This window comes from Pedobacter sp. AC163 (assembly GCF_979258665.1).
In genome coordinates this window covers 1,698,044-1,719,417 of sequence record NZ_OZ409872.1, presented here as the reverse complement: position 1 = coordinate 1,719,417, position 21,374 = coordinate 1,698,044, and the positions used below count along the sequence as shown (strand labels likewise).

At 36.2% G+C, this 21,374-nt stretch carries 12 protein-coding genes; 7 read left to right on the top strand and 5 right to left on the bottom strand.

What is annotated here, in order from left to right; translation table 11 throughout:
* Nucleotides 1–15: 15 nt before the first annotated feature.
* The 3 genes from ACZZZK_RS07215 to purH form a co-directional block, all read right to left on the bottom strand.
* Nucleotides 16–387, bottom strand: coding sequence for a four helix bundle protein (locus tag ACZZZK_RS07215; protein ID WP_463483550.1), 372 nt, complete (start codon nucleotides 385–387; stop codon nucleotides 16–18).
* Between the two features lie 36 nt (nucleotides 388–423).
* Complete coding sequence (locus ACZZZK_RS07210; RefSeq protein WP_010601761.1) at nucleotides 424–1,446, bottom strand: rod shape-determining protein; 1,023 nt, start codon at nucleotides 1,444–1,446, stop codon at nucleotides 424–426.
* 317 nt (nucleotides 1,447–1,763) lie between these two features.
* Complete coding sequence (gene purH / locus ACZZZK_RS07205) at nucleotides 1,764–3,290, bottom strand: bifunctional phosphoribosylaminoimidazolecarboxamide formyltransferase/IMP cyclohydrolase (protein ID WP_463483549.1); 1,527 nt, start codon at nucleotides 3,288–3,290, stop codon at nucleotides 1,764–1,766.
* A 3,069-nt stretch (nucleotides 3,291–6,359) separates the two neighbouring features.
* Between purH and ACZZZK_RS07200 the strand changes: the two genes are divergently transcribed.
* The 3 genes from ACZZZK_RS07200 to ACZZZK_RS07190 all read left to right on the top strand — a co-directional run bounded on the left by ACZZZK_RS07200 (nucleotide 6,360) and on the right by ACZZZK_RS07190 (nucleotide 10,514).
* A complete protein-coding gene (locus tag ACZZZK_RS07200; RefSeq protein ID WP_463483548.1) occupies nucleotides 6,360–7,175 on the top strand; it encodes a hypothetical protein in 816 nt (271 codons plus the stop codon).
* A 436-nt stretch (nucleotides 7,176–7,611) separates the two neighbouring features.
* Nucleotides 7,612–9,183, top strand: coding sequence for a type I restriction-modification system subunit M (locus ACZZZK_RS07195; RefSeq protein WP_463483547.1), 1,572 nt, complete (start codon nucleotides 7,612–7,614; stop codon nucleotides 9,181–9,183).
* Nucleotides 9,184–9,233: 50 nt separating this feature from the next.
* The gene (locus ACZZZK_RS07190) at nucleotides 9,234–10,514 is read left to right on the top strand and encodes a restriction endonuclease subunit S (RefSeq protein WP_463483546.1); all 1,281 of its coding nucleotides are present in this window, start codon (nucleotides 9,234–9,236) and stop codon (nucleotides 10,512–10,514) included.
* Here the strand turns inward: ACZZZK_RS07190 and ACZZZK_RS07185 are convergent.
* Nucleotides 10,507–11,607, bottom strand: a complete 1,101-nt coding sequence (locus tag ACZZZK_RS07185; protein WP_463483545.1) for a restriction endonuclease subunit S — start codon at nucleotides 11,605–11,607, stop codon at nucleotides 10,507–10,509. The two genes, ACZZZK_RS07190 and ACZZZK_RS07185, sit on opposite strands and share 8 nt — an antisense overlap.
* 130 nt (nucleotides 11,608–11,737) lie before the next feature.
* Here ACZZZK_RS07185 and ACZZZK_RS07180 point away from each other — a divergent pair, with 130 nt between their 5' ends.
* The 3 genes from ACZZZK_RS07180 (at nucleotide 11,738) to ACZZZK_RS07170 (ending at nucleotide 16,855) form a co-directional block, all read left to right on the top strand.
* Nucleotides 11,738–12,664, top strand: a complete 927-nt coding sequence (locus ACZZZK_RS07180; protein ID WP_463483544.1) for a tyrosine-type recombinase/integrase — start codon at nucleotides 11,738–11,740, stop codon at nucleotides 12,662–12,664.
* Between the two features lie 404 nt (nucleotides 12,665–13,068).
* Complete coding sequence (locus ACZZZK_RS07175; protein WP_463483543.1) at nucleotides 13,069–13,968, top strand: Abi family protein; 900 nt, start codon at nucleotides 13,069–13,071, stop codon at nucleotides 13,966–13,968.
* A 1-nt stretch (nucleotide 13,969) separates the two neighbouring features.
* Complete coding sequence (locus ACZZZK_RS07170) at nucleotides 13,970–16,855, top strand: type I restriction endonuclease subunit R (protein WP_463483542.1); 2,886 nt, start codon at nucleotides 13,970–13,972, stop codon at nucleotides 16,853–16,855.
* Nucleotides 16,856–16,922: 67 nt separating this feature from the next.
* Here the strand turns inward: ACZZZK_RS07170 and ACZZZK_RS07165 are convergent, their stop codons facing one another.
* Complete coding sequence (locus ACZZZK_RS07165; RefSeq protein ID WP_463483541.1) at nucleotides 16,923–20,366, bottom strand: DEAD/DEAH box helicase; 3,444 nt, start codon at nucleotides 20,364–20,366, stop codon at nucleotides 16,923–16,925.
* A 251-nt stretch (nucleotides 20,367–20,617) separates the two neighbouring features.
* Here ACZZZK_RS07165 and ACZZZK_RS07160 point away from each other — a divergent pair, with 251 nt between their 5' ends.
* Nucleotides 20,618–21,370 carry a hypothetical protein gene (locus ACZZZK_RS07160; RefSeq protein WP_463483540.1) on the top strand — a complete coding sequence of 251 codons (753 nt, stop codon included), beginning with the start codon at nucleotides 20,618–20,620 and terminating at the stop codon, nucleotides 21,368–21,370.
* Nucleotides 21,371–21,374: the final 4 nt, after the last annotated feature.

Sequence of the window (21,374 nt, the reverse complement as noted above, 5' to 3'; positions counted from 1 at the left end):
AGTTTCATTCAAAATTTATGGTGTTTGACGAGCCTGTTCGTTTTTTCTAATCGTTACGATTGAAGAAACAATAATTGAAAGCAATTCATTTCCTTCCTTCCAATTTCTATCTATTTCAACGGCTAAATCAGCATTAAACTCTTTTAATAATTCAAGAAAAAACATCGATTCATCTAGTTCCTCTTCGACAATTTTTAATTTGTTCAAAAAATCAGCTGTAGATTTTGCTCTGCAAGCGGCTCTGTAGTTTGCACCAACAGAACTTGAACAACGAACCAATTGATTTGAATAATTCTTACTTAAAATATTGTACGGCAACGAAATTATTAATTTTCCAATTGATATAGCATAGGCTTTTGTTCTTATTTTAAGCGTTTCGCTATTCATCAATCGTCAATCTAAAATCTACATTCGTAAATGAGTCTATTGCATTAAAAATTTATAACCGCCAATGTTTTTAAGGGCGATACCAGTTCCGCGAACTACTGCACGAAGTGGATCTTCGGCTACGTGAACAGGTAGCTTCGTTTTGGCAGCAACACGTTTGTCTAAACCTCTTAACAAAGCACCACCACCAGTTAAATAAATACCAGTTTGATAAATATCGGCAGAAAGTTCCGGAGGGGTAATCTCTAATGCTTTTAAAATTGCTTCCTCAATTTTTGAGATCGATTTATCTAAACAATGTGCAATTTCAGTATAAGAAACGGTGATCTGCTTTGGAACACCCGTCATTAAATCACGACCTTGAACAGCAAAATCAGCTGGCGCATCCTGTAACTCTGGTAAAGCTGCACCCACTTCAATCTTAATTTTTTCCGCAGTACGATCGCCAATCATAATGTTGTGCTGACGGCGGATATAATTCACGATATCAGAGTCGAAGTTATCTCCCGCAACGCGGATAGATTGATCGCATACGATACCAGATAAGGCAATAACCGCAATTTCTGTGGTACCACCACCTATATCGATAATCATATTACCCATTGGTTCTTCCACGTCAATTCCAATGCCTACTGCAGCAGCCATTGGTTCGTGAATTAAATAAACTTCTTTAGCTCCGGCAATCTCAGCAGAGTCGCGTACAGCACGTTTTTCTACTTCAGTAATGCCTGATGGAATACAGATTACCATCCGTAAAGATGGGAACATCCAACCTTTACCGCCATTTAGCATACGGATCATGCCCTTGATCATCGCCTCAGCGGCATTGAAATCGGCAATTACACCATCTTTTAAAGGACGAACAGTTTTAATATTATCATGGGTTTTACCTTCCATTTGCATCGCCTGACGACCTATAGCGATAACTTTGTTTGTAGTACGATCAAAAGCAACAATAGACGGTTCATCTACTACTACTTTGTCGTTATGTATAATTAGGGTATTCGCAGTGCCTAAATCGATGGCCACTTCCTGCGTAAACCAATTGAATAATCCCATGTATGAGTTATATTTTCTTTAATTTGTTAAATCTATACTATTCCTAATGTAAAAATAGGTTTTTTATTGTTTTAAGTTTTATTTTCTTCGTTCATTAAATTGTTTTTAAGGCAATTAAATTATGTTGAAAATCAAAACTTGTAATCCTTCAGCTTCTTTCTTTCTAAAACGATCGTCATTGCGAGGTACGAAGCAATCTTACTACTAAGGCTTTATAACGCTTACGATTGGCAGCTTGTGGGAGGCAGGCTTCATGTCTGGCAATGATGGCATATCGCATCACCTTCAACCTCTAAACCTTCAACCTTTTACTTTATCTAGTGTTTAAAGTGTCTTACGCCGGTTGTTACCATCGCAATACCTTTTTCATTTGCTTTCGCAACCGAATCTGCATCTTTAATTGATCCTCCTGGTTGTAAAACTGCAGTAATACCTGCATCAGCAGCAATTTCTACACAATCAGGGAAAGGGAAGAAAGCATCAGATGCCATTGCGCTTCCTTTTACGCTAAAACCAAAAGAAGCTGCTTTTTCAATGGCTTGTCTTAACGCATCAACCCGGGAAGTTTGACCCACACCACTTGCAATTAACACATCATCTTTCACCAAAACAATGGTGTTAGATTTTGTATGTTTTACGATCTTATTTGCGAAATGCAAATCTTTTAATTCCTGAGCAGTTGGCGCCTTATCGGTTACGGTTGTCATTTGCTCCGGACCTTCGATAATTAAATCTTTATCCTGCTCAATTACGCCGTTTAATAAAGTTTTAAATTGCTTTTTGCTCAACTCCACATTGTTGCGCTGTAAAATAACGCGGTTTTTCTTTTTGCTGAATAATTCTACTGCTTCCGGTTGGTAAGAAGGTGCAATTAGCACTTCGAAAAACAAGTTGTTAATCTCTTCAGCTGTTGCTAAATCAACTTCCACATTGGTAATTAACACACCACCAAAAGCAGAAACCGGATCGCAAGCTAATGCATCCACCCAGGCTTGTTTAACGGTAGGGCGGGAAGCAATTCCGCAAGCGTTTGTATGTTTTAAGATCGCAAAAGTCGGATCTTCAAACTCATCAATTAAAGCCACTGCAGCATCCACATCTACCAGGTTATTGTAAGAAAGTTCTTTGCCGTTTAATTTGGTAAACATGGCATCTAAATCGCCATAAAATACTGCACCTTGATGTGGATTTTCGCCATAGCGCAAGGTTTTAGCATCAGCCACACTTTGTTTAAAAACATCAAGTGGTTCTTCCTCATTAAAATAATTGAAGATTGCCGTATCATAGTGAGAAGAAGTATGGAAAGCTTTTTTAGCATATGCTTTACGTTGCGCTAAAGTGGTTTCACCATTTTGTTCTTCTAATTGAGCTTGTAAAGTAGGGTAGTCGTTTTTCGAAGCGATAATCACGACATCATTAAAGTTTTTAGCTGCGGCACGGATTAAGGAAATACCGCCAATATCGATTTTCTCGATGATTTCTTCTGGTGTTCCGCCAGCTTTTACAGTTTCTTCAAACGGATATAAATCAACAATTACTAAATCAATTTCCGGAATTTCGTATTCGGCAATTTGTTCCTGATCGCCTGCCAATGCTCTGCGATTTAAAATGCCACCGAATACCTTCGGGTGCAAAGTTTTAACGCGACCGCCTAAAATAGAAGGATAGCCAGTCAAATCTTCAACCGCTGTAACCGGTAAGTTTAAGTCTTTGATAAATTGTTCGGTTCCGCCGGTAGAAAATAACTGCACACCCTGAGCGGCTAGCAATTTTACTAATGGCTCCAAACCATCTTTATAATATACTGAAATTAAAGCGTTTTTGATTTTAATGGGCTGACTCATTCTACTGTAAATTTTGAGCCGCAAAGGTAGTAAAACATGATGATTTTTTTGGTATGCCAAGGAGGTAAAAATGGATTATCTTATTTTAGACTATGGCAATCTTATTGTTTGCCCTACAAATCCTTTCTACTCCATCCGTCGTCCTCGCGTAGGCGGGGATCTTAACGGGCTGTGAGGGCTTTGTTTGTGGTTTTTTCTTTCGCCTCATCGGCGGTGGCCTTTTTCTTTTGTCTTGGCCCAAAAGGGACCAAAAGCCCAAGGCTTCCCGATGAATCGGGACACGTGGATCTGATGTCGGGTAAAGTCGTCAAAGCTTTTATTGCGGCATCACAAGCTGCGATGAAGAATCGCACAATACGCGTTGCCTTGTTACTGGTAATTGAACATTTGTGCTCGTTTTCCACTGCTTTCTGCTTCCAAAATTGGCTATGCCGGATAGCAGGGTGGCTATAGCGAGCTCCTATTTTAAGGCATCGTCATCTCGACCGTAGTGGAGAGATCTTCGAAAATAGGTTTTATCTTAATCTGTATGTCATCCTGAGCGTAGTCGAAGGATCTCTTTCGCCTCATCGGCGGCGGCCTCTTACCTTTTTCTTGACAAAAAGGTAACCAAAAGTCAAGGCTTGCCGCTTTTGTTTGCATAAAGCTAGCGGAAAACTATTAGCGGTAATTTGAGGCCAGCCCTGGCGCTTTCCTCTTCGGCTGCAAATTTCCTTGACTACTGGTTTTTGAACGTTTGTGCTCGTTTTCCACTGCTTTCTGCTTCCAAAATTGACTATGCCGGATAGCAGGGTGGCTATATAGCGAGCGCCTATTTTAAGGCATCGTCATCTCGACCGTAGTGGAGAGATCTTTGGAAATAGGTTTTATTTTCGTCAGTATGTCATCCTGAGCGTAGTCGAAGGATCTCTTTCGCCTCATCGGCGGCGGCCTCTTACCTTTTTCTTGACAAAAAGGTAACCAAAAGTCAAGGCTTGCCCCTTTTGTTTGCATAAAGCTAGCGGAAAACTATTAGCGGTAATTTGAGGCCAGCCCTGGCGCTTTCCTCTTCGGCTGCAAATTTCCTTGACTACTGGTTTTTGAACGTTTGTGCTCGTTTTCCACTGCTTTCTGCTTCCAAAATTGGCTATGCCGGATAGCAGGGTGGCTATATAGCGAGCGTCTATTTTAAGGCATCGTCATCTCGACCGTAGTGGAGAGATCTTTGGAAATAGGTTTTATTTTCGTCAGTATGTCATCCTGAGCGTAGTCGAAGGATCTCTTTCGCCTCATCGGCGGCGGCCTCTTACCTTTTTCTTGACAAAAAGGTAACCAAAAGTCAAGGCTTGCCACTTTTGTTTGCATAAAGCTAGCGGAAAACTATTAGCGGTAATTTGAGGCCAGCCCTGGCGCTTTCCTCTTCGGCTGCAAATTTCCTTGACTACTGGTTTTTGAACGTTTGTGCTCGTTTTCGACTGCTTTCTGCTTCCAAAATTGGCTATGCCGGATAGCAGGGTGGCTATATAGCGAGCGTCTATTTTAAGGCATCGTCATCTCGACCGTAGTGGAGAGATCTTTGGAAATAGGTTTTATTTTCGTCAGTATGTCATCCTGAGCGTAGTCGAAGGATCTCTTTCGCCTCATCGGCGGCGGCCTCTTACCTTTTTCTTGACAAAAAGGTAACCAAAAGTCAAGGCTTGCCCCTTTTGTTTGCATAAAGCTAGCGGAAAACTATAAGCGGTAATTTGAGGCCAGCCCTGGCGCTTTCCTCTTCGGCTGCAAATTTCCTTGACTACTGGTTTTTGAACGTTTGTGCTCGTTTTCGACTGCTTTCTGCTTCCAAAATGGCTATGCTGGATAGCAGGGTGGCTATATAGCGAGCGCCTTATTTTAAGCCATCGTCATCTCGACCGTAGTGGAGAGATCTTTGAAAATAGGTTTCATTTTCGTCTGTATGTCATCCTGAGCGTAGTCGAAGGATCTCTTTCGCCTCATCGGCGGCGGCCTTTTACCTTTTTCTTGACAAAAAGGTAACCAAAACTCAAGGCTTGCCACTTTTGTTTGCATAAAGCTAGCGGAAAACTATTAGCGGTAATTTGAGGCCAGCCCTGGCGCTCTCCCTTTCGGCTGCAAATTTCCTTGACTACTGGTTTTTGAATGTTTGTGCTCGTTTTCCACTGCTTTCTGCTTCCAAAATTGGCTATGCCGGATAGCAGGGTGGCTATATAGCGAGCGCCTATTTTAAGGCATCGTCATCTCGACCGTAGTGGAGAGATCTTTGAAAATAGGTTTTATTTTCGTCTGTATGTCATCCTGAGCGTAGTCGAAGGATCTCTTTCGCCTCATCGGCGGCGGCCTCTTACCTTTTTCTTGACAAAAAGGTAACCAAAAGTCAAGACTTGCCGCTTTTGTTTGCATAAAGCTAGCGGAAAACTATTAGCGGTAATTTGAGGCCAGCCCGGGTGCTTTCCCTTTCGGCTGCAAATTTCCTTAACTACTGGTTTTTGAATGTTTGTGCTCGTTTTCCACTGCTTTCTGCTTCCAAAATTGGCTATGCCAGATGAGCAGGGTGGCTATATAGCGAGCGCCTTATTTTAAGGCATCGTCATCTCGACCGTAGTGGAGAGATCTTTGAAAATTTTTTAATAAACTTTGAGGGAAACTCCCCTCCTTATTTTCAAGGAGGGGTGGGGGGTGGTTAAATATGTTATCTTCTGGCTCTTGTACCGCTGCTCCTCTAGCCACCGCCACAATAGCATCATCTTTCCTTCGGGAACGAAATCCACCGCATTCGCCTCCTGTTCGGGAAATCCCTACCCATTATAGTTCTTATCCTTACTTAATAGTGCCTATCCAGCACCATGCAAGCACCATACAAGGATGGGAATTCTTCTGCCTGAAATATAGTATTCCCGAAGCAGACCCGAAGCATGCTTGGAGCAGGGTGCAAGCAGCTATGGGTAAAACGTGGATATGAGGTGGACTAATGGCGGGCAAAAGGTGGACTTGAAACGAAATTTAAATGATTAAAAAGCAGAAAATTGCTATCTTGGATTGATCAATCCCTTGATTACGCTAATATAAATAATTATGGCCACATTAAATGGGATTGTTCGATTTTCGGGGCAACTTGGAGATCTTGTTTTTTATAGAAGAGGAAAAAAGGATGTGGTGCGGCATGCACCGACCGTTCATCATCTGTCTGAAAACAGCCGCAAAAGCGCTACCGACTTTGGCAATGCCAGCAGAAACGCCGCCTACATCCGAAAAGCCTTCGCAGCTATGGTTAAAGATTATGGTTATGGCGACTTGCATAACCGACTCAACAAAAAACTGATTGAGATTTTTAAAACTGCTCCTACAGCAGAGACCGGGCAAAAGAAACTGGAAGACAGTAACATCAAACTGCTCCAGGGATTTGAATTTAATGCAGCTACAAAACTTGAACAGCTTTTAATTCGGAAACCAGCGGTTATACTTACCGATAATGGTTCGATCCAACTGCTTATCCCTAAAATCGAAACCAAACATCTGGTTAAGTTCGTTCCCAAATCGGATGACTTTGTGTTACAACTGAGCATTTTTAACTTTGAAGTGAACACTGAAAAATATGAGCTGGTTAAAGTTAATGATCTTCGTTTTTCGCTTGAACAGAGCGAGTTCCCTGGGGCTAAACTGCTAATGCCTTTTGAGTGGGAAGGCAAGCGAATCCTGCTGGTGGGCATTGGCCTTCATTACCTGCATGGGCAAGTCAAAAAAGATGACCGCCGTTATTATGGATGCCAGATCAGCCATTGTTTTCATCTTCAGGATGGGGTGGAAGTGGCGTTTGTTGAGCCAGTAAAAGAAAAGCGAGCGCCAGTGGAAGAAGTGCAATCGGGTTTGAGTTGGGAATTAGAGAGATAATTTGAGTTATAAATTACACTAAAAATTTTTACAGTTTCCCGTAACCTGAAAAGTGGTAATTTACACCTATTATCGTAATAATTTTAACCATTCATTTAACGCTTTGATGGCCAGTTTAGAAAAAGAATTAGCAAAGGAGCAGATAGGATGTGCTCTTGAACATATTATTGAAAATCACATTCAATTAACGGCATAAACTTTATGATTAGTTTGGTTACTCTCTGGAAAAAAATGAAAATTTAAATCGTCGTGTTGGACAGCATATTATTTGTTTCTTCCTTACATCAAGTCTAATCTTTAAAAAAAAAACATAGCTAAATAGAAATATCGAACTTCTGATGTGATTAGAAACTCCACAAACGTCACTCACATATTCTTTGCATTAAGGATATTATTAATAGTTTTACATTCCACTATTACTCTCAAACAATCTATCATGTCAGAAGATCAAAAGAAGCAACTAGAACAGCAACTTTGGAATATTGCAAATACCCTCCGTGGTAAAATGGATGCCGATGAGTTTAGAGATTACATTTTAGGCTTTATATTTTATAAATATTTAAGTGAAAAAATGGAATTGTTTGCTAATGAGATATTAGAACAAGATCAATTGCTATTTGCAAATATCAATGCTAAAATGGCAAATGCTAATGAGTATCTTGATGCAATTAAAGAAGAAGCCTTAGAAAAATTAGGCTATTTTCTTAATCCTGAAGAATTGTTTACTGCTGTAGCATTAAGAGGGAATAGCAATAGTGAAGTAGAAAACGCCACGAATTTTATATTGGGCGATTTACAAAAAATCCTAACCAACATTCAATTGAGTACCATGGGTACGGAGAGTGAAGAAGATTTTGATAATCTTTTTGAGGATATGGATCTGAACAGTACCAAGCTAGGTAAAACGCCAGAAGCTAGAAATGAGATAATTGCCAAGGTTTTAGCGCATTTAGACAAGATAGATTTTAAGCTTAGAAATACGGAATTAGACGTTTTAGGCGATGCTTATGAATATTTAATTGGTCAGTTTGCTAGCGGAGCAGGTAAAAAAGCAGGGGAGTTTTATACGCCTCAAGAAGTTTCCAAAATCTTAGCTAAACTGGTTACTACAGGTAAACACAAACTTAAATCAGTATATGATCCAACCTGTGGCTCGGGTTCTTTATTGCTTCGTGTAGCCAGAGAAGTAAAAGACGTAGGTGATTTTTACGGACAGGAAATGAACCGTACCACCTATAACTTGGCCCGTATGAATATGATTTTGCATAGTATCCATTACCGCAAATTTGATATTAAACAAGAAGATACTTTAGAGCGCCCGCAACACATGGGGCAGACTTTCGAAGCGATTGTAGCTAACCCGCCATTCTCAGCACAATGGAGTGCTAACCCTTTACATTTAAGCGACGACCGCTTTAGCCAGTATGGTAAGTTGGCACCTGGTAGCAAAGCTGATTTTGCTTTTGTACAGCACATGGTTTACCATTTGGCCGAAAACGGTATTATGGCAATTGTTTTACCACACGGGGTTTTGTTTAGAGGAGGAGCGGAGCTTCATATTCGTAAATATTTGATAGAGCAGAAAAATTATTTAGATGCCGTAATTGGTTTGCCTGCTAATATATTCTACGGTACTAGCATACCCACCTGTATTTTGGTGTTCAAAAAATGTAAAGAAAACCCAGAAGATGTTTTATTTATTGATGCTAGTAAGGGCTTTGAAAAGGTAAAAACGCAAAATATTTTACGTGAAGAACACATAGACCAAATTGTAGAAACCTACCGCAATAGAACCGTAACCGAAAAATACAGTTACCGAGCACCGCTACAAGAAATTGCCGATAACGATTATAACTTAAACATACCACGGTATGTAGATACTTTTGAAGAAGAGGAGGAAATTGATATCCAAGTCGTAATGCAAGAAATTAAAGAATTGGAAGCCAAAATAGCTGAACTCGATAAGGAAATAGAAGTTTATTTTAAAGAACTAGGACTAGTTTTTTAATCTATTAAATCCTTAATGTTAATAGTACTTACAAAAAAGTAATCGAGAAAATGGCTAAAAATAAAGAAATGGGCAATGTTCCTAATTTCTCAGAACAAGTACCTAATCTTAGATTTCCTAATTTTAGTAAAGAATGGGAAATGGAAAAATTGGGGAATGTTATGGATTTCAAAGTAACTAATTCTTTTTCGAGAGATAACTTGAATTATGAAACTGGAATTGTTAAAAATATTCATTATGGCGACATACACACACGCTTTCAAACTTTGTTTGATATAACAAAAGAAAAGGTTCCATATATTAATGAGGAAATTTCAATTAGTAGAATTTCAGAAGATTTCTATTGTAAAGAGGGAGATATGGTATTTGCAGATGCTTCTGAAGATTTGAATGATGTTGGAAAAAGTATTGAGGTTTTTAATCTAAATAATGAAAAAATACTTGCTGGCTTACATACTATTTTAGCCAGACCCAGAGCAAATTATTTTAAAAAGGGGTTTCTAGGCTATTTGTTTAAATCTGAAAATACTCGCCTTCAAATAAAAAAGGAAGCTCAAGGTTCAAAAGTTTTAAGTATAAGTTCTGGAAGAATTTCAAAAGTTGAACTAACCTTTCCTATTCTTGAAGAGCAAGAAAAAATCACCAGATTATTATCTCTTGTTGATGATAGAATAGAGGTCTCAATCAAAATAATTAATAAGCTAAAAACCTCAATTCAAATCCTTAGAAAAAAGTTGTTTAATCAAGATTTATGTTTTAAAGATGATGATGGCAAAATTTATCCAAACTGGGAAACTAAAAAATTAGGGCAACTTGGAACTTTTTTTTCTGGAGGAACACCTTTAACAACTAAAAGACATTATTTCGATGGAACCATTCCTTTTATTAGATCTGGAGAAATCAATGCATCTTCCACTGAGCAATACATTTCGCAAGAAGGTCTTAAAAATTCATCTGCTAAAATGGTGGAGGTTGGAGACTTAATTTATGCATTATATGGAGCAACTAGTGGAGAGGTTGGTATTTCAAAAATTAAAGGTGCGATAAATCAAGCTATTTTATGTTTTAGAACTGAGTTAAATAATGTTTTTCTACTAAATTACTTGAAATTTCAAAAAGAAAATATCTTAAGTACATTCTTACAGGGTGGTCAAGGTAACCTTTCTGCGGAAATCATAAAATCATTAAAAGTTCCTGTACCAAAAATCAATGAACAGGTTCGTATCGCAAACATTCTTTCGAATATAGACAGTAAAATCGAATTTGAAACTAAAATTTTAAATACATATCAAAAACAAAAACAATATTTATTATCAAACCTTTTTATATAAACAAGTTTTGTAGAAGATATTTTTTTTGAGTTTCATATTTAAGAAGTAACTGTTTTTCTAATTCTAATTTTCGTTCAAACACCGAAAACATATCTGATATTTTAATCTGTTCTTTTAATGATGGGTAGGGTAAACTGATATCAGAGAAATATTTGTAGCTTATCATTTTTCCATCTCTTATACCTTCTAATTTCTTATTTAAAGCTTTGATGTAATTTTCTGTTTTTAAATAGAATTTATAAAAACGAGTATCAATATCAATTTTTGTTTTTAAGACAATATAAGCAGGACTACAAATGCCTTTATAATTTGAATATTCAATACCACCTTGAAAACTTCTAAGGCTAATAATGAAATCTCCTACTTCAACAACTTTATAGCTTTCAATACTTTTATCTGTAACTGAGATTTGATAGTCAATTAAATCTCTAGGAATAGCACCGTGTTCTTGAGTGATAGCTAAAATTGGCAAATCTGAATTATGATTTTTATTTGAAATATTATCGAAAATTTCGTTACCGAGCTTTTTCTCCCATTCAGGAAAGTCAGTACTATTTTCATCTTTTAATTTTGTTTTTCGATCGAATATTCCTTTGGCTAACTCTTTGATTTGAGATTGTAGATTATTAATTATTTTGCTTTGGGTTGAAATACGGATGTCTATAAGAGATAGAGCTTTGCAAATATTTTCTTGCTCTTTAATTGAGGGAATATTAACTTCAATTTTTTCTATTGTACTTTTAGATAGACTTGGTACTCCAGATGCCTCGTTGAAATTTAACCAGTTAATATTCTCAAATAAATAGAGCACAAATTTTGGTAATGCATTTTTAAATGAATGTGTGTAAAACAATGTGTCAACTGTCCAAAATTTGCCATTAAAATAACTAGGTTTATTTATGGTACCCTTCCTGCCGATAAAAACGGTTTCACCATCATATAAAAAACTGCTAACAGCAGTCATTTGACCACCAGTGCCAAAGACAGGTATATCACCAGACAACAAATGTTTATAGTCTTTGCCATTTCCTATTTTAAGTATACTTCCTAAGTTAATTTCTTCCCACTCCCCTTCAAACCCTGGAAATCTCAAAGTAGGAACGTTAAAACTAAAAATCCTCTTCCTTAAGATTGAGGAGATTTATGCCCACTAATTGAAATACTAACGTATTTAATTGTTTTCGGCTTCCTTTGCGATTTATAAAATCTAAAAATCAACATTAATGAACAAACAGAAAAAATTAGCAGAAGTAGTAGCCTTATGGAAAGTCGACAAAAAACAGTATGTGAAAAAATCGAGTTTTTCGGCTTATGTACTGCTTATCGAAAACCATTTATTGCCCACATTTGGAGAACAAACCTTAATTGAAGAAGCGCAAGTGCAAGCATTTGTATTGCAAAAGCTAGCGCAAGGCTTAAGTCAGAAAACCATTAAAGACATTTTAATTGTGCTAAAAATGGTACTTAAATTTGGTGCTAAAAACAAATGGTTTACACATTTGCCTTTTGATATTCAATATCCTACGGATAGAGAGAAATATAGTCTTGAAGTATTGAGTAAGGCCAATCAAAAAAAGATGATGCTGTATATACAAGAACATTTTACCTTCAGAAATTTAGGGGTGTACATCTGTTTAAGTTCGGGTATGCGCATTGGTGAAATTTGTGCACTTACTTGGGAAGATGTTGATACGGAAAATGGTGTGATTAATGTGAGTAAAACCATTCAGCGCATTTATGTAATAGAAGATGGTTTGCGTAAAACAGAACTGATATTAGACACCCCAAAAACTAAAAACTCCATTAGGGAAATACCCATGAGTAGAGATTTATTAAAAATGCTTAAACCATTTAAGAAAATAGTTAATCCATCTTTTTTTGTGCTTACCAATGATGCTAAACCTACTGAGCCAAGAACCTACAGAGCCTATTATAAAAACTTAATGAAGTCGTTAAATATGCCCGAGTTAAAGTTTCATGGCTTGCGTCATAGTTTCGCTACTAGGTGCATAGAGAGCAACTGCGATTATAAAACGGTGAGTGTGTTATTGGGGCATTCTAATATTACTACGACTTTGAATTTATACGTGCATCCTAATTTGGAACAAAAGAAGAAGGCGATAGAGCAGATGTTTAAGGGATTGAGATAATTAGATTTAGGTTACCTTTATGGATTGTAGGAATAACAATCTTACAATCCATAGTCGCTTATTTTAGATTTTATGGTTTCCCATAATTTTTATATGGCTAAATATATTATATTCGTTCAATCTAAAAATGCTCAATATCACCAATCAAATATCAACAAGTAATGTAGTGGTTAAACTAATGAAGCCAGTGTTTGATTTCCTTAAAAATATTAAACAATTATTTTTAATACCAAAAAAAGATACTACATTTGTATCAACAGTACTCGCCACGCTACCCATTAGAACAGCGTCCCAGGGCGGGTCTTTTGCTTTTATAGACTTTTTTATAAAATATCTTTACCTTCTGAAAGTGCATATCAATGCGTATTTAGAAGGTTTTTCTTTTTGTTGTAAAATTAGCTCCAATGATTTATAGCAAAAATCCATTTACTATTGATGAGCACATTGCGCAACTTCAAGAAAGGGGATTAGCTATTGATGATAAAGCTTTGGCAGCTCACTATCTTGCACACGTAAGTTACTACCGCTTAGCGGGCTATTGGTGGCCAATGCAGGCAAATAAAGAACAGCACCTATTTAAACCAAACAGTAAATTTGAAGATGTAATTCACCTCTATAATTTTGACAGAGAACTCCGGATTTTAATTTTCGATGCTATTGAGAAAATTGAAATCAGTCTTCGTACCAAACTAATTTACCATTTATCTCATGAATTTGATCCTTGGTGGTTTCAAAACGTGGCTATATTTCAAGATAGTGGAGCATTGATAGAAACGCTTGCCAACTTGAAAGAGGAGATTGACAGGTCTAAGGATATTTTTATTAAAGAACACAAAAGAACGTATAAAGAAGATTTAAGGTTTCCACCAGCTTGGAAATCATTAGAGATGACAAGTTTTGGTTCACTTTCCAAATTGTACGGTAATCTTAAAAATACTGTCAAATCAAAAGATACCATTGCAGAAGAATTAGGTGCGGTAAACCATACCTATTTGCCTAGTTGGCTACAGTCGATTGCGCAAATTAGAAACTACTGTGCGCATCATAGTAGGTTATGGAATAAAAATCTTCCAGGAACTCCAAAAATGTTATCTAGACCTCCATATCGTTGGCTAACAGATTTGCCAACTGATACCCAAAAGCTATATATACATTTATGCATTATCAGGTATATGCTTAACATTATAGCGCCAGAGAATTCATTTGCGCTAAAAATAAAAGAATTATTAACCAAATACCCATCCGTAGATCCTAATGCCTTGGGTTTTAAGGCAGATTGGAAGAACGAAGCACTTTGGAATTAAAATGGCTAAACAAAGCGAACAAATATTAGAAGAACAGTTAATCGCCAACTTGCAAAAGTTAGGTTACAATTACGTTACCATTGTCAATGAAGATGCACTCGTTCGCAATTTAAAGTTGCAGTTAGAGAAACACAACAAGGTGCGTTTTTCTGCTACAGAATTTGATAAGGTGCTTAACATTTTGAATAAAGGTACTGTATTCGAGAAAGGAAAAACCTTAAGACAAAAGCAACACATAGTTAGAGATAATGGAGATAATTTATATTTTGAGTTTTTAAATACAGAACATTGGTGCCAGAATGAATATCAGGTAACTAACCAAGTTACACAAGAAGGTAAATATGTAAACCGTTACGATATTACTTTGCTCATTAATGGCATGCCCTTAGTTCAAATAGAATTAAAGCGCCGTGGTTTGGAAATGAAAGAGGCTTTTAACCAGCTTAATCGTTACCAGAAGCATTCTTTTAATGCTAGTTATGCCTTATATCAATATGTACAGGTATTTGTAATTAGTAATGGCGTTAACACTAAATATTTCGCTAATAACCGTCACCAAGATTTTAAACAAACCTTTTACTGGACGGACATACAAAATAAAAGAGTTACCAATCTGCTAGAAGGGTTTACTGACGCGTTTTTAGAGCCTTGTCATATCAGTAAAATGATATGTAAATACATTGTTTTAAATGAAGCGAATAAAATCCCGATGATACTGCGCCCTTACCAATACTACGCAGTAGAAGCATTGATTGAAAGGGTTAAAAATACCACTAAAAACGGCTACATATGGCACACTACAGGTTCCGGCAAAACTTTAACTTCATTTAAAGCTAGTCAGATTTTAATGAAGTTGCCACAAATTCATAAGGTAGTATTTGTGGTAGACCGTAAGGATTTGGATTATCAAACCACTAAAGAGTTCAACAGCTTTCAAGAGGGGAGCATAGACGGGGCAGATAACACCAGTAATCTAGTTAAACAGTTTACCGATAATTATGTAGATAAAAAGGGAGAGCATAAGAATTCGAAGCTTATTGTAACCACAATACAAAAACTAAACACTGCTATTAGTAAGTTAAAGTATGAAGGTAAAATGGCCGATTTAAAAGATAAACGTATTGTGTTTATTTTTGATGAATGCCATCGTAGCCAATTTGGTGATACTCACCAACGTATCAAGTCATTTTTTAATAACAGTCAGCTGTTTGGTTTTACAGGTACGCCAATTTTTGCAGATAATGCCAATAAAAACGACTTAGGCAAACGTACTACGAAAGATTTGTTTGAAGACTGTCTACATAAATATGTGATTACTGATGCTATTCGTGATGAAAATGTGTTGAAGTTTTCGGTAGAATATGTTGGCCGTTACAAACATAAAGATGGTAGGGAGACGGCTATTGACATAGAGGTAGAAGATATTGATACTACAGAGTTAATGGAAGCCCCTAATCGTTTGACTAAAATTGCAGATTATATTATTGCACATCACGACCGTAAAACACAGAGCAAACGATTTACAGCAATGTTTTGTGTGGATAGTGTTAAGACATTAATCAAGTATTACGAGATTTTTAAACGTAGGAAACAAGAGGGGGCTCATGACCTAAAGATAGCCACTATCTTTAGCTATGCCAGTAATGAAGATGATGCCGAAGCGAATGGCTTTATTCCCGAAGAAGTTTCCGTGGTGGAAGAGCCAAAAGCATTATATGGTTTACAAGCGCATAGCAGAGAAAAGCTAGACGAGTTTATTACAGATTATAATGGCCTGTTTGGTAGTGCTTACAGTACAAAGGATAGCGAAAGTTTTTACAACTATTATAACGACATTTCTAAGAATGTAAAAGATGGTAAAATTGATATTTTGCTTGTCGTAAATATGTTTTTAACTGGTTTTGATAGTAAAACCTTAAATACGTTGTATGTTGATAAAAACCTTAAATACCATGGTTTAATACAAGCTTATTCACGTACCAATAGGATATTGAATGAGCAAAAATCGCAAGGTAATATTGTGGCTTTCCGTAATTTGAAAAATAGAACGGACGAGGCTATCACCCTGTTTAGTAACAAGGATGCAATTGAAGTCATCATCATGCAGCCTTATGAAGATTATACCCAAGAGTTTGAAAAAGCTTATGAAAAACTGACTGCTATTGCTAGATTCCCAGATGATGTAAGTGAGTTGGTGACAGAAGAAGATGAACTGGAGTTTGTAAGGGCGTTCAGAAATGTAATGCGCATCAAAAACATCATGACTTCTTTTGCCGATTTTAACTGGGATGATCTGCAGATGGGCGAACAGGAATTTGAAGATTTTAAAAGCAAATATCTTGACTTATATGACAAAGTAAAACAAGAACACGCCAAAGAAAAGGTCTCTATTTTAGATGATGTAGATTTTGAGTTGGAACTTATCCATCGAGATGAAATTAATGTTACCTACATTATCCAATTGCTAATTAAACTTAAAGCGGCCAATAAAGGTGATGACGAAAAGACGAAACAAGAGATTGCCAATTTGTTATCAACCGAAACTACCTTACGTAGCAAACGTGAACTAATTGAGCGCTTCATTGAAGAAAACTTACCATTAATTAAAGACACCGATGAAGTGACCAACGAGTTTGATAAGTTTTGGGATAAGGAACAAAAGCAAGCGTTTGAAAAATTAATTGATGAGGAGCAGCTCTCTAAAGCAAAAACAGAAAAGCTAATAGAAGATTATCTTTTTGCTGAAAAAGAGCCATTAACAGATGATTTACTTGACTTGATTGAAGGAGAGAAACCGAGTATCCTTATGCGCAAGAAACGAAGAGATGGAATTTTACTACGCATCAAGGATTTCGTAGAGACTTTTATTAATGGGATGGTGGGGTAAGATTTGAACACTAAAGCGGTTCTTAGCTATTTGATTTTATAATGCATAGTGTAATCATGTATCATCTCTACTTCGGTAGGTTTGAAGATAATTGACTAAATAAACCTGCACTTTCCCAATTTGAGCGATTCCCAACAATGTAAATTACTTCCTTTGCTCTAGTTACTGCAACATTTAAAATATTGGGCTTAGTTCCTGCCCAATTCCTAGCGCCCTTTTGCCCAATTGCGGGAGCACCCAAAACAAAAATAACGGCTTCAGCTTCTCTACCTTGGACGGTATGAACGGTACCAATTCTTTCGTAAGGCCACAGATCTGGATTTTCTACCCAATCAACTAAAATTCTACTTTCATAAATTAATTTTCTTAAGTTTTCTGCTACAATCAAGAAAGGCGTGATGATATATAAATCTGGTTTTATGCAAGATTGTTTAATCTTTTGGAGTATATCTCTAACCAATTCGCCTTCCTTTGCACTCCATTTATCAGTAGAATCAGAGTTGATGTTAAACCATCTAGAAGGACCAATTAAATCACGAATTGGAGAATTGCCAATCTTTTTTGCTTGTACCATCTTTCCTTCATAGGCAACACTATTCGATATTTCAAACATTGGTGTAGTACATCTACGATGAACTAATAAAGGAATGCCGACTTTACGAAAACCGTTACTTCCATCAAATATCCCGACATATTCTGAAGTTGCATCTGCAACAGTTTGAACGGAAGCTATAGGTGCGTTGAAACTGTCTGAGTCGATTTTAAAATATTGGCAGATTTTGGTAGTAAGTATATCAGGTAACGTAACAACAGGTTCTATTTGAATTGGGTCGCCAACTACAACTGCTCGTTTAGATCTCATTATTGCTCCAACTGCAGCTTGCGGAACTGCTTGTCCTGCTTCATCTATTAGCAACCAGCCTAAGCTTTCAGGTGGCATTTCTCCTAGCATTCTCTCTATAGAGGCAAATGTTGTTGATATACTTGGAACAACTAAGAAAAGCGAAGACCATAAATCTGGGATCAACAGTTCTTTTTCCTTATCAGCCATTTTCTTTCCAGACAATACCATCATCATTACAGCCAAATTATGTCTCAATTTTTGAGCTGCAGCATCATTAAATGCTTTATGGACTTTCATTGCTGAAACAAATACATTATCTCTTATTTGTTGAATGTCACTATTACACCAAGGGGCAATTAATTGAATGTCATTTAGCTTTTTCATCATGAAATCTTCGTTGATAAAGTGATTGCCAATATTTGCGGAAGATTTTATAACGATATCATTTGCTATTTGTAGTTCACTTACAGATTTTTGAAGAGATATTTGCGATGATTGATATTTTGAAAATAATGATTTGGTGTCATTTGATTTTTGGGCCTCTCTTTTACTGATATTCTTAATTGTAATAAGTTTTGCATTTAATTCTTCGAGTAATTCAGATTGCTTAAGTTTCCATGTTTTAAATGATGTGGATCCAAATAGTCGTTCAAAAAAGCCAGGTCTAATTTGTTTGTGCAAATCAATTCGTTTTTCGATGTATTGCTTTTCTATAGTAGCTTGATTGTGTTCTTCTTCGATACTTGTTAATTCGCTTTTTATTTTCGTGTATGCAGCTAAATTAGTAGCCGTATTTTTAGTGTTTTCTGCTTCATTTTTTCTTAAAAGTGGCAGTGCTAGTACTTGTAATCTAATTTTTTCTAAATCGGAAAGTTTTAAACGACTTTCGGCCAGCAGGCTTTTGAAATCTTGTTTAATTTTATGCCAATTAAATAACGCAGTTTCAAAATTAGGAGGGGCATTATCAGTCATAATTCCTTTCGGCTTCCTGGTTTTAATTACTTCGCCAGTTTCGGGTTTTTTCTCTTCTATCCATTGTGGATTTCCAGATGCCTCCGCAAGATACGTTTGCATCCCTACTTCTTTATCCCACCAAAAACGCTGAATAAAAAGGTTTTTGTTTCTCCCATTTCCTAACACTGCCGCTATTAAGCCCCATGTTTCCTTATCATGAAGAACATCGGATAAGCCTTTATAATATCTCAGCTCAGGAAAAGTACTACTCACAGCATTTATGGCTGGTAATTCAGCGCTTACATTTTCAACAGCTTTGTTATTCGAAGAAGTAATTAATATTTCATGCCCTTTTAAAGATTGATCCAACTTGTATAAATGAAGCCAGCCTTGACCAACATTTATCTTTTGTCCAGTAGTAGAAAATGCTTTTTGAGGGTCGTCAAAAGCACACATTGCTTCTGCTCTTTGTGTTATAATGCCCGCTATAATATCACGAAGTAATGTGGTTTTTCCTGTTCCAGGTGGGCCGTTTACAGGTAGAATACCATTGTTTTTTAAATTCTTAAATGTAAGATTTACTGCTGCTTGTTGCAAAAGTACTAAAGGATGTAAGCCTTCTCCCGGCCATCTAGAAAGAGGGAAGTTTAAAGGAGAAATTGTATCCTCAAGGGCTCTGCGATTCTCGAATAGGTTATATTGCTTATTAGGTATTTCGATACCTAAATATTTTTTTAATACGGGTGTGATTTTATTTTCTTTGATTAATTTTTTAGTCAGCTCTAAATCTTTTAAGTAAAAGCTATTAAGAAGTAATCCATCAGGAGAACCACTGCTTTTATAGTAGTGATAATATCTAACAGCAAATAAATTATTCTTAATTAAGTTTTCTGGTAATTCTAAGGTTTTTGTGAGCCAGTTATAAGCATTATTTATTTGATTAAAGTTCAACGGTGAATCTTTATCATCACTGTCTTTCCTCCTAAGAATTGTATCTAAACCATCTTGAATTTTTTGCTCAAACAGCGCCCAATCACCAAGTTTAGTTAAATCTCCCCTTAGAGATTTTGGTAGTGCCCATGCGAAACTAGAGATTGAAACTGCTGGGGCCTCTACAAGAGTTCCTTTATTATTTACTATTATCGAAGCAATTACAGCTTCTCCTTTTTTAGTCGGTTTTTCTTCATTTGTATCTCCATAAATTTTCATCAACAGGTCAATAGACTCATTAACTTTTATGGTGCCTAAAATAATGTGGTAGAATAGTTGATAATTAGGTTTTGATTTTTCACCCAATCCTTCCCAAGGTAAATTTCCAGATTTAAAAGCTGCTATTAGTTTTGCGTCTCCATTTTGAGCAAGCTGCTCCGGTTTAACAAATGTTTGTGGTGATAAAACTTCTAGGGCAGACCAAGCAGAAATTATATTATAACCCTCTTTATCTGATAAATTTGGCCTCAGGTCTTCCATATTAATTTTTGGTTCATCATGTGTATGTTTTTCAAACTGTTTTTCTACTTTGTCAGTTATTTTATATAGATCTTCATTCTTAGATATAATCAATAGAACTTCCTTCATCAATTTTTGAGCTCTAGATGAATTACGAAAACTAAGTTCATTGCGAAGAATTATTAAGGAATCTGAGATATGTTTTTCTGAATGATACTTTAATTCCAGCTCCTCGATTGTATGATTAAATAAAGGGCGATTCATTTCGGTTTAGAGCTTTAGGTATGTAAGAGTAATTGAACTGAATTATTAAGGTAAACTGTTTTAAAATAACATTTAAAGGGCAGAAAAAGAATAATTTAAAAACGATTATTATATCTGGTAATATTTTTCTCAAATATATGGCAATTATTATTTTGATAAATTACGGTTTCCAGTAATAGAAATGTGTTAGGTTTAATTAATTTTAAAACTTCAACATCATAAATAGATTAGAAATATTAGCCTAACGCTCAATGCCCAGATTAGCCAAACAAGTTACAAAAGATCAAGTAATTACTGCACTTGAGCATATCATTAAAAATAATCTAGAGCTGAATGGTTCTACAGTACATAATTTAGTTTATAAAGGAAAATCATTTCCTCCAAAAGAAGTAGTACGTTGGGCGGCTCGATTAGCAGAAATTCCTAATTGGGAAAACATGGGTTTGAGTGGTGGGGATGACACAAATGTGCCGTTAAAGAATATGGGGTTTGAAATTGTGAATAAAATTGTAGGTGATGTTAACACAGATCTCATTATAAAGTATAAACAATTAATTAGTAATGGCAACGCTGGTGAAGTTTATAAATGGCAACTTATAGAGAAATATAAGGGGAGGCCAGATTTAGATGTTGTGGATTTTGGTAAGGAGATTATCTCAATAAATTATCAAAATTTAATTTTCCATAATGGAATTGCAGTCAGAAATCATATCGCTAAAGAAAAGCCTGCAGAGTACCGTAGTGCATTCCGAAAACTATTTGATGAGGGTGTTGATCTAAGTGAGCGTGTAGTAGAATTTCAGAAAGACATTGATACAATTTACAAATCAATGGGGCAGACTCTCCATCATCATCATGATGAAAGAAGCATAGCAACATTTCTCTCATTTCATAATCCAGAAAAATATATTTTATATAAAAACTCTTTCTATACTAGATACTGTAAATTATTAGGGATTAAACAGGCAAAAAAAATGAAAGGTATGTTCATTATTTATCATTAGCAGA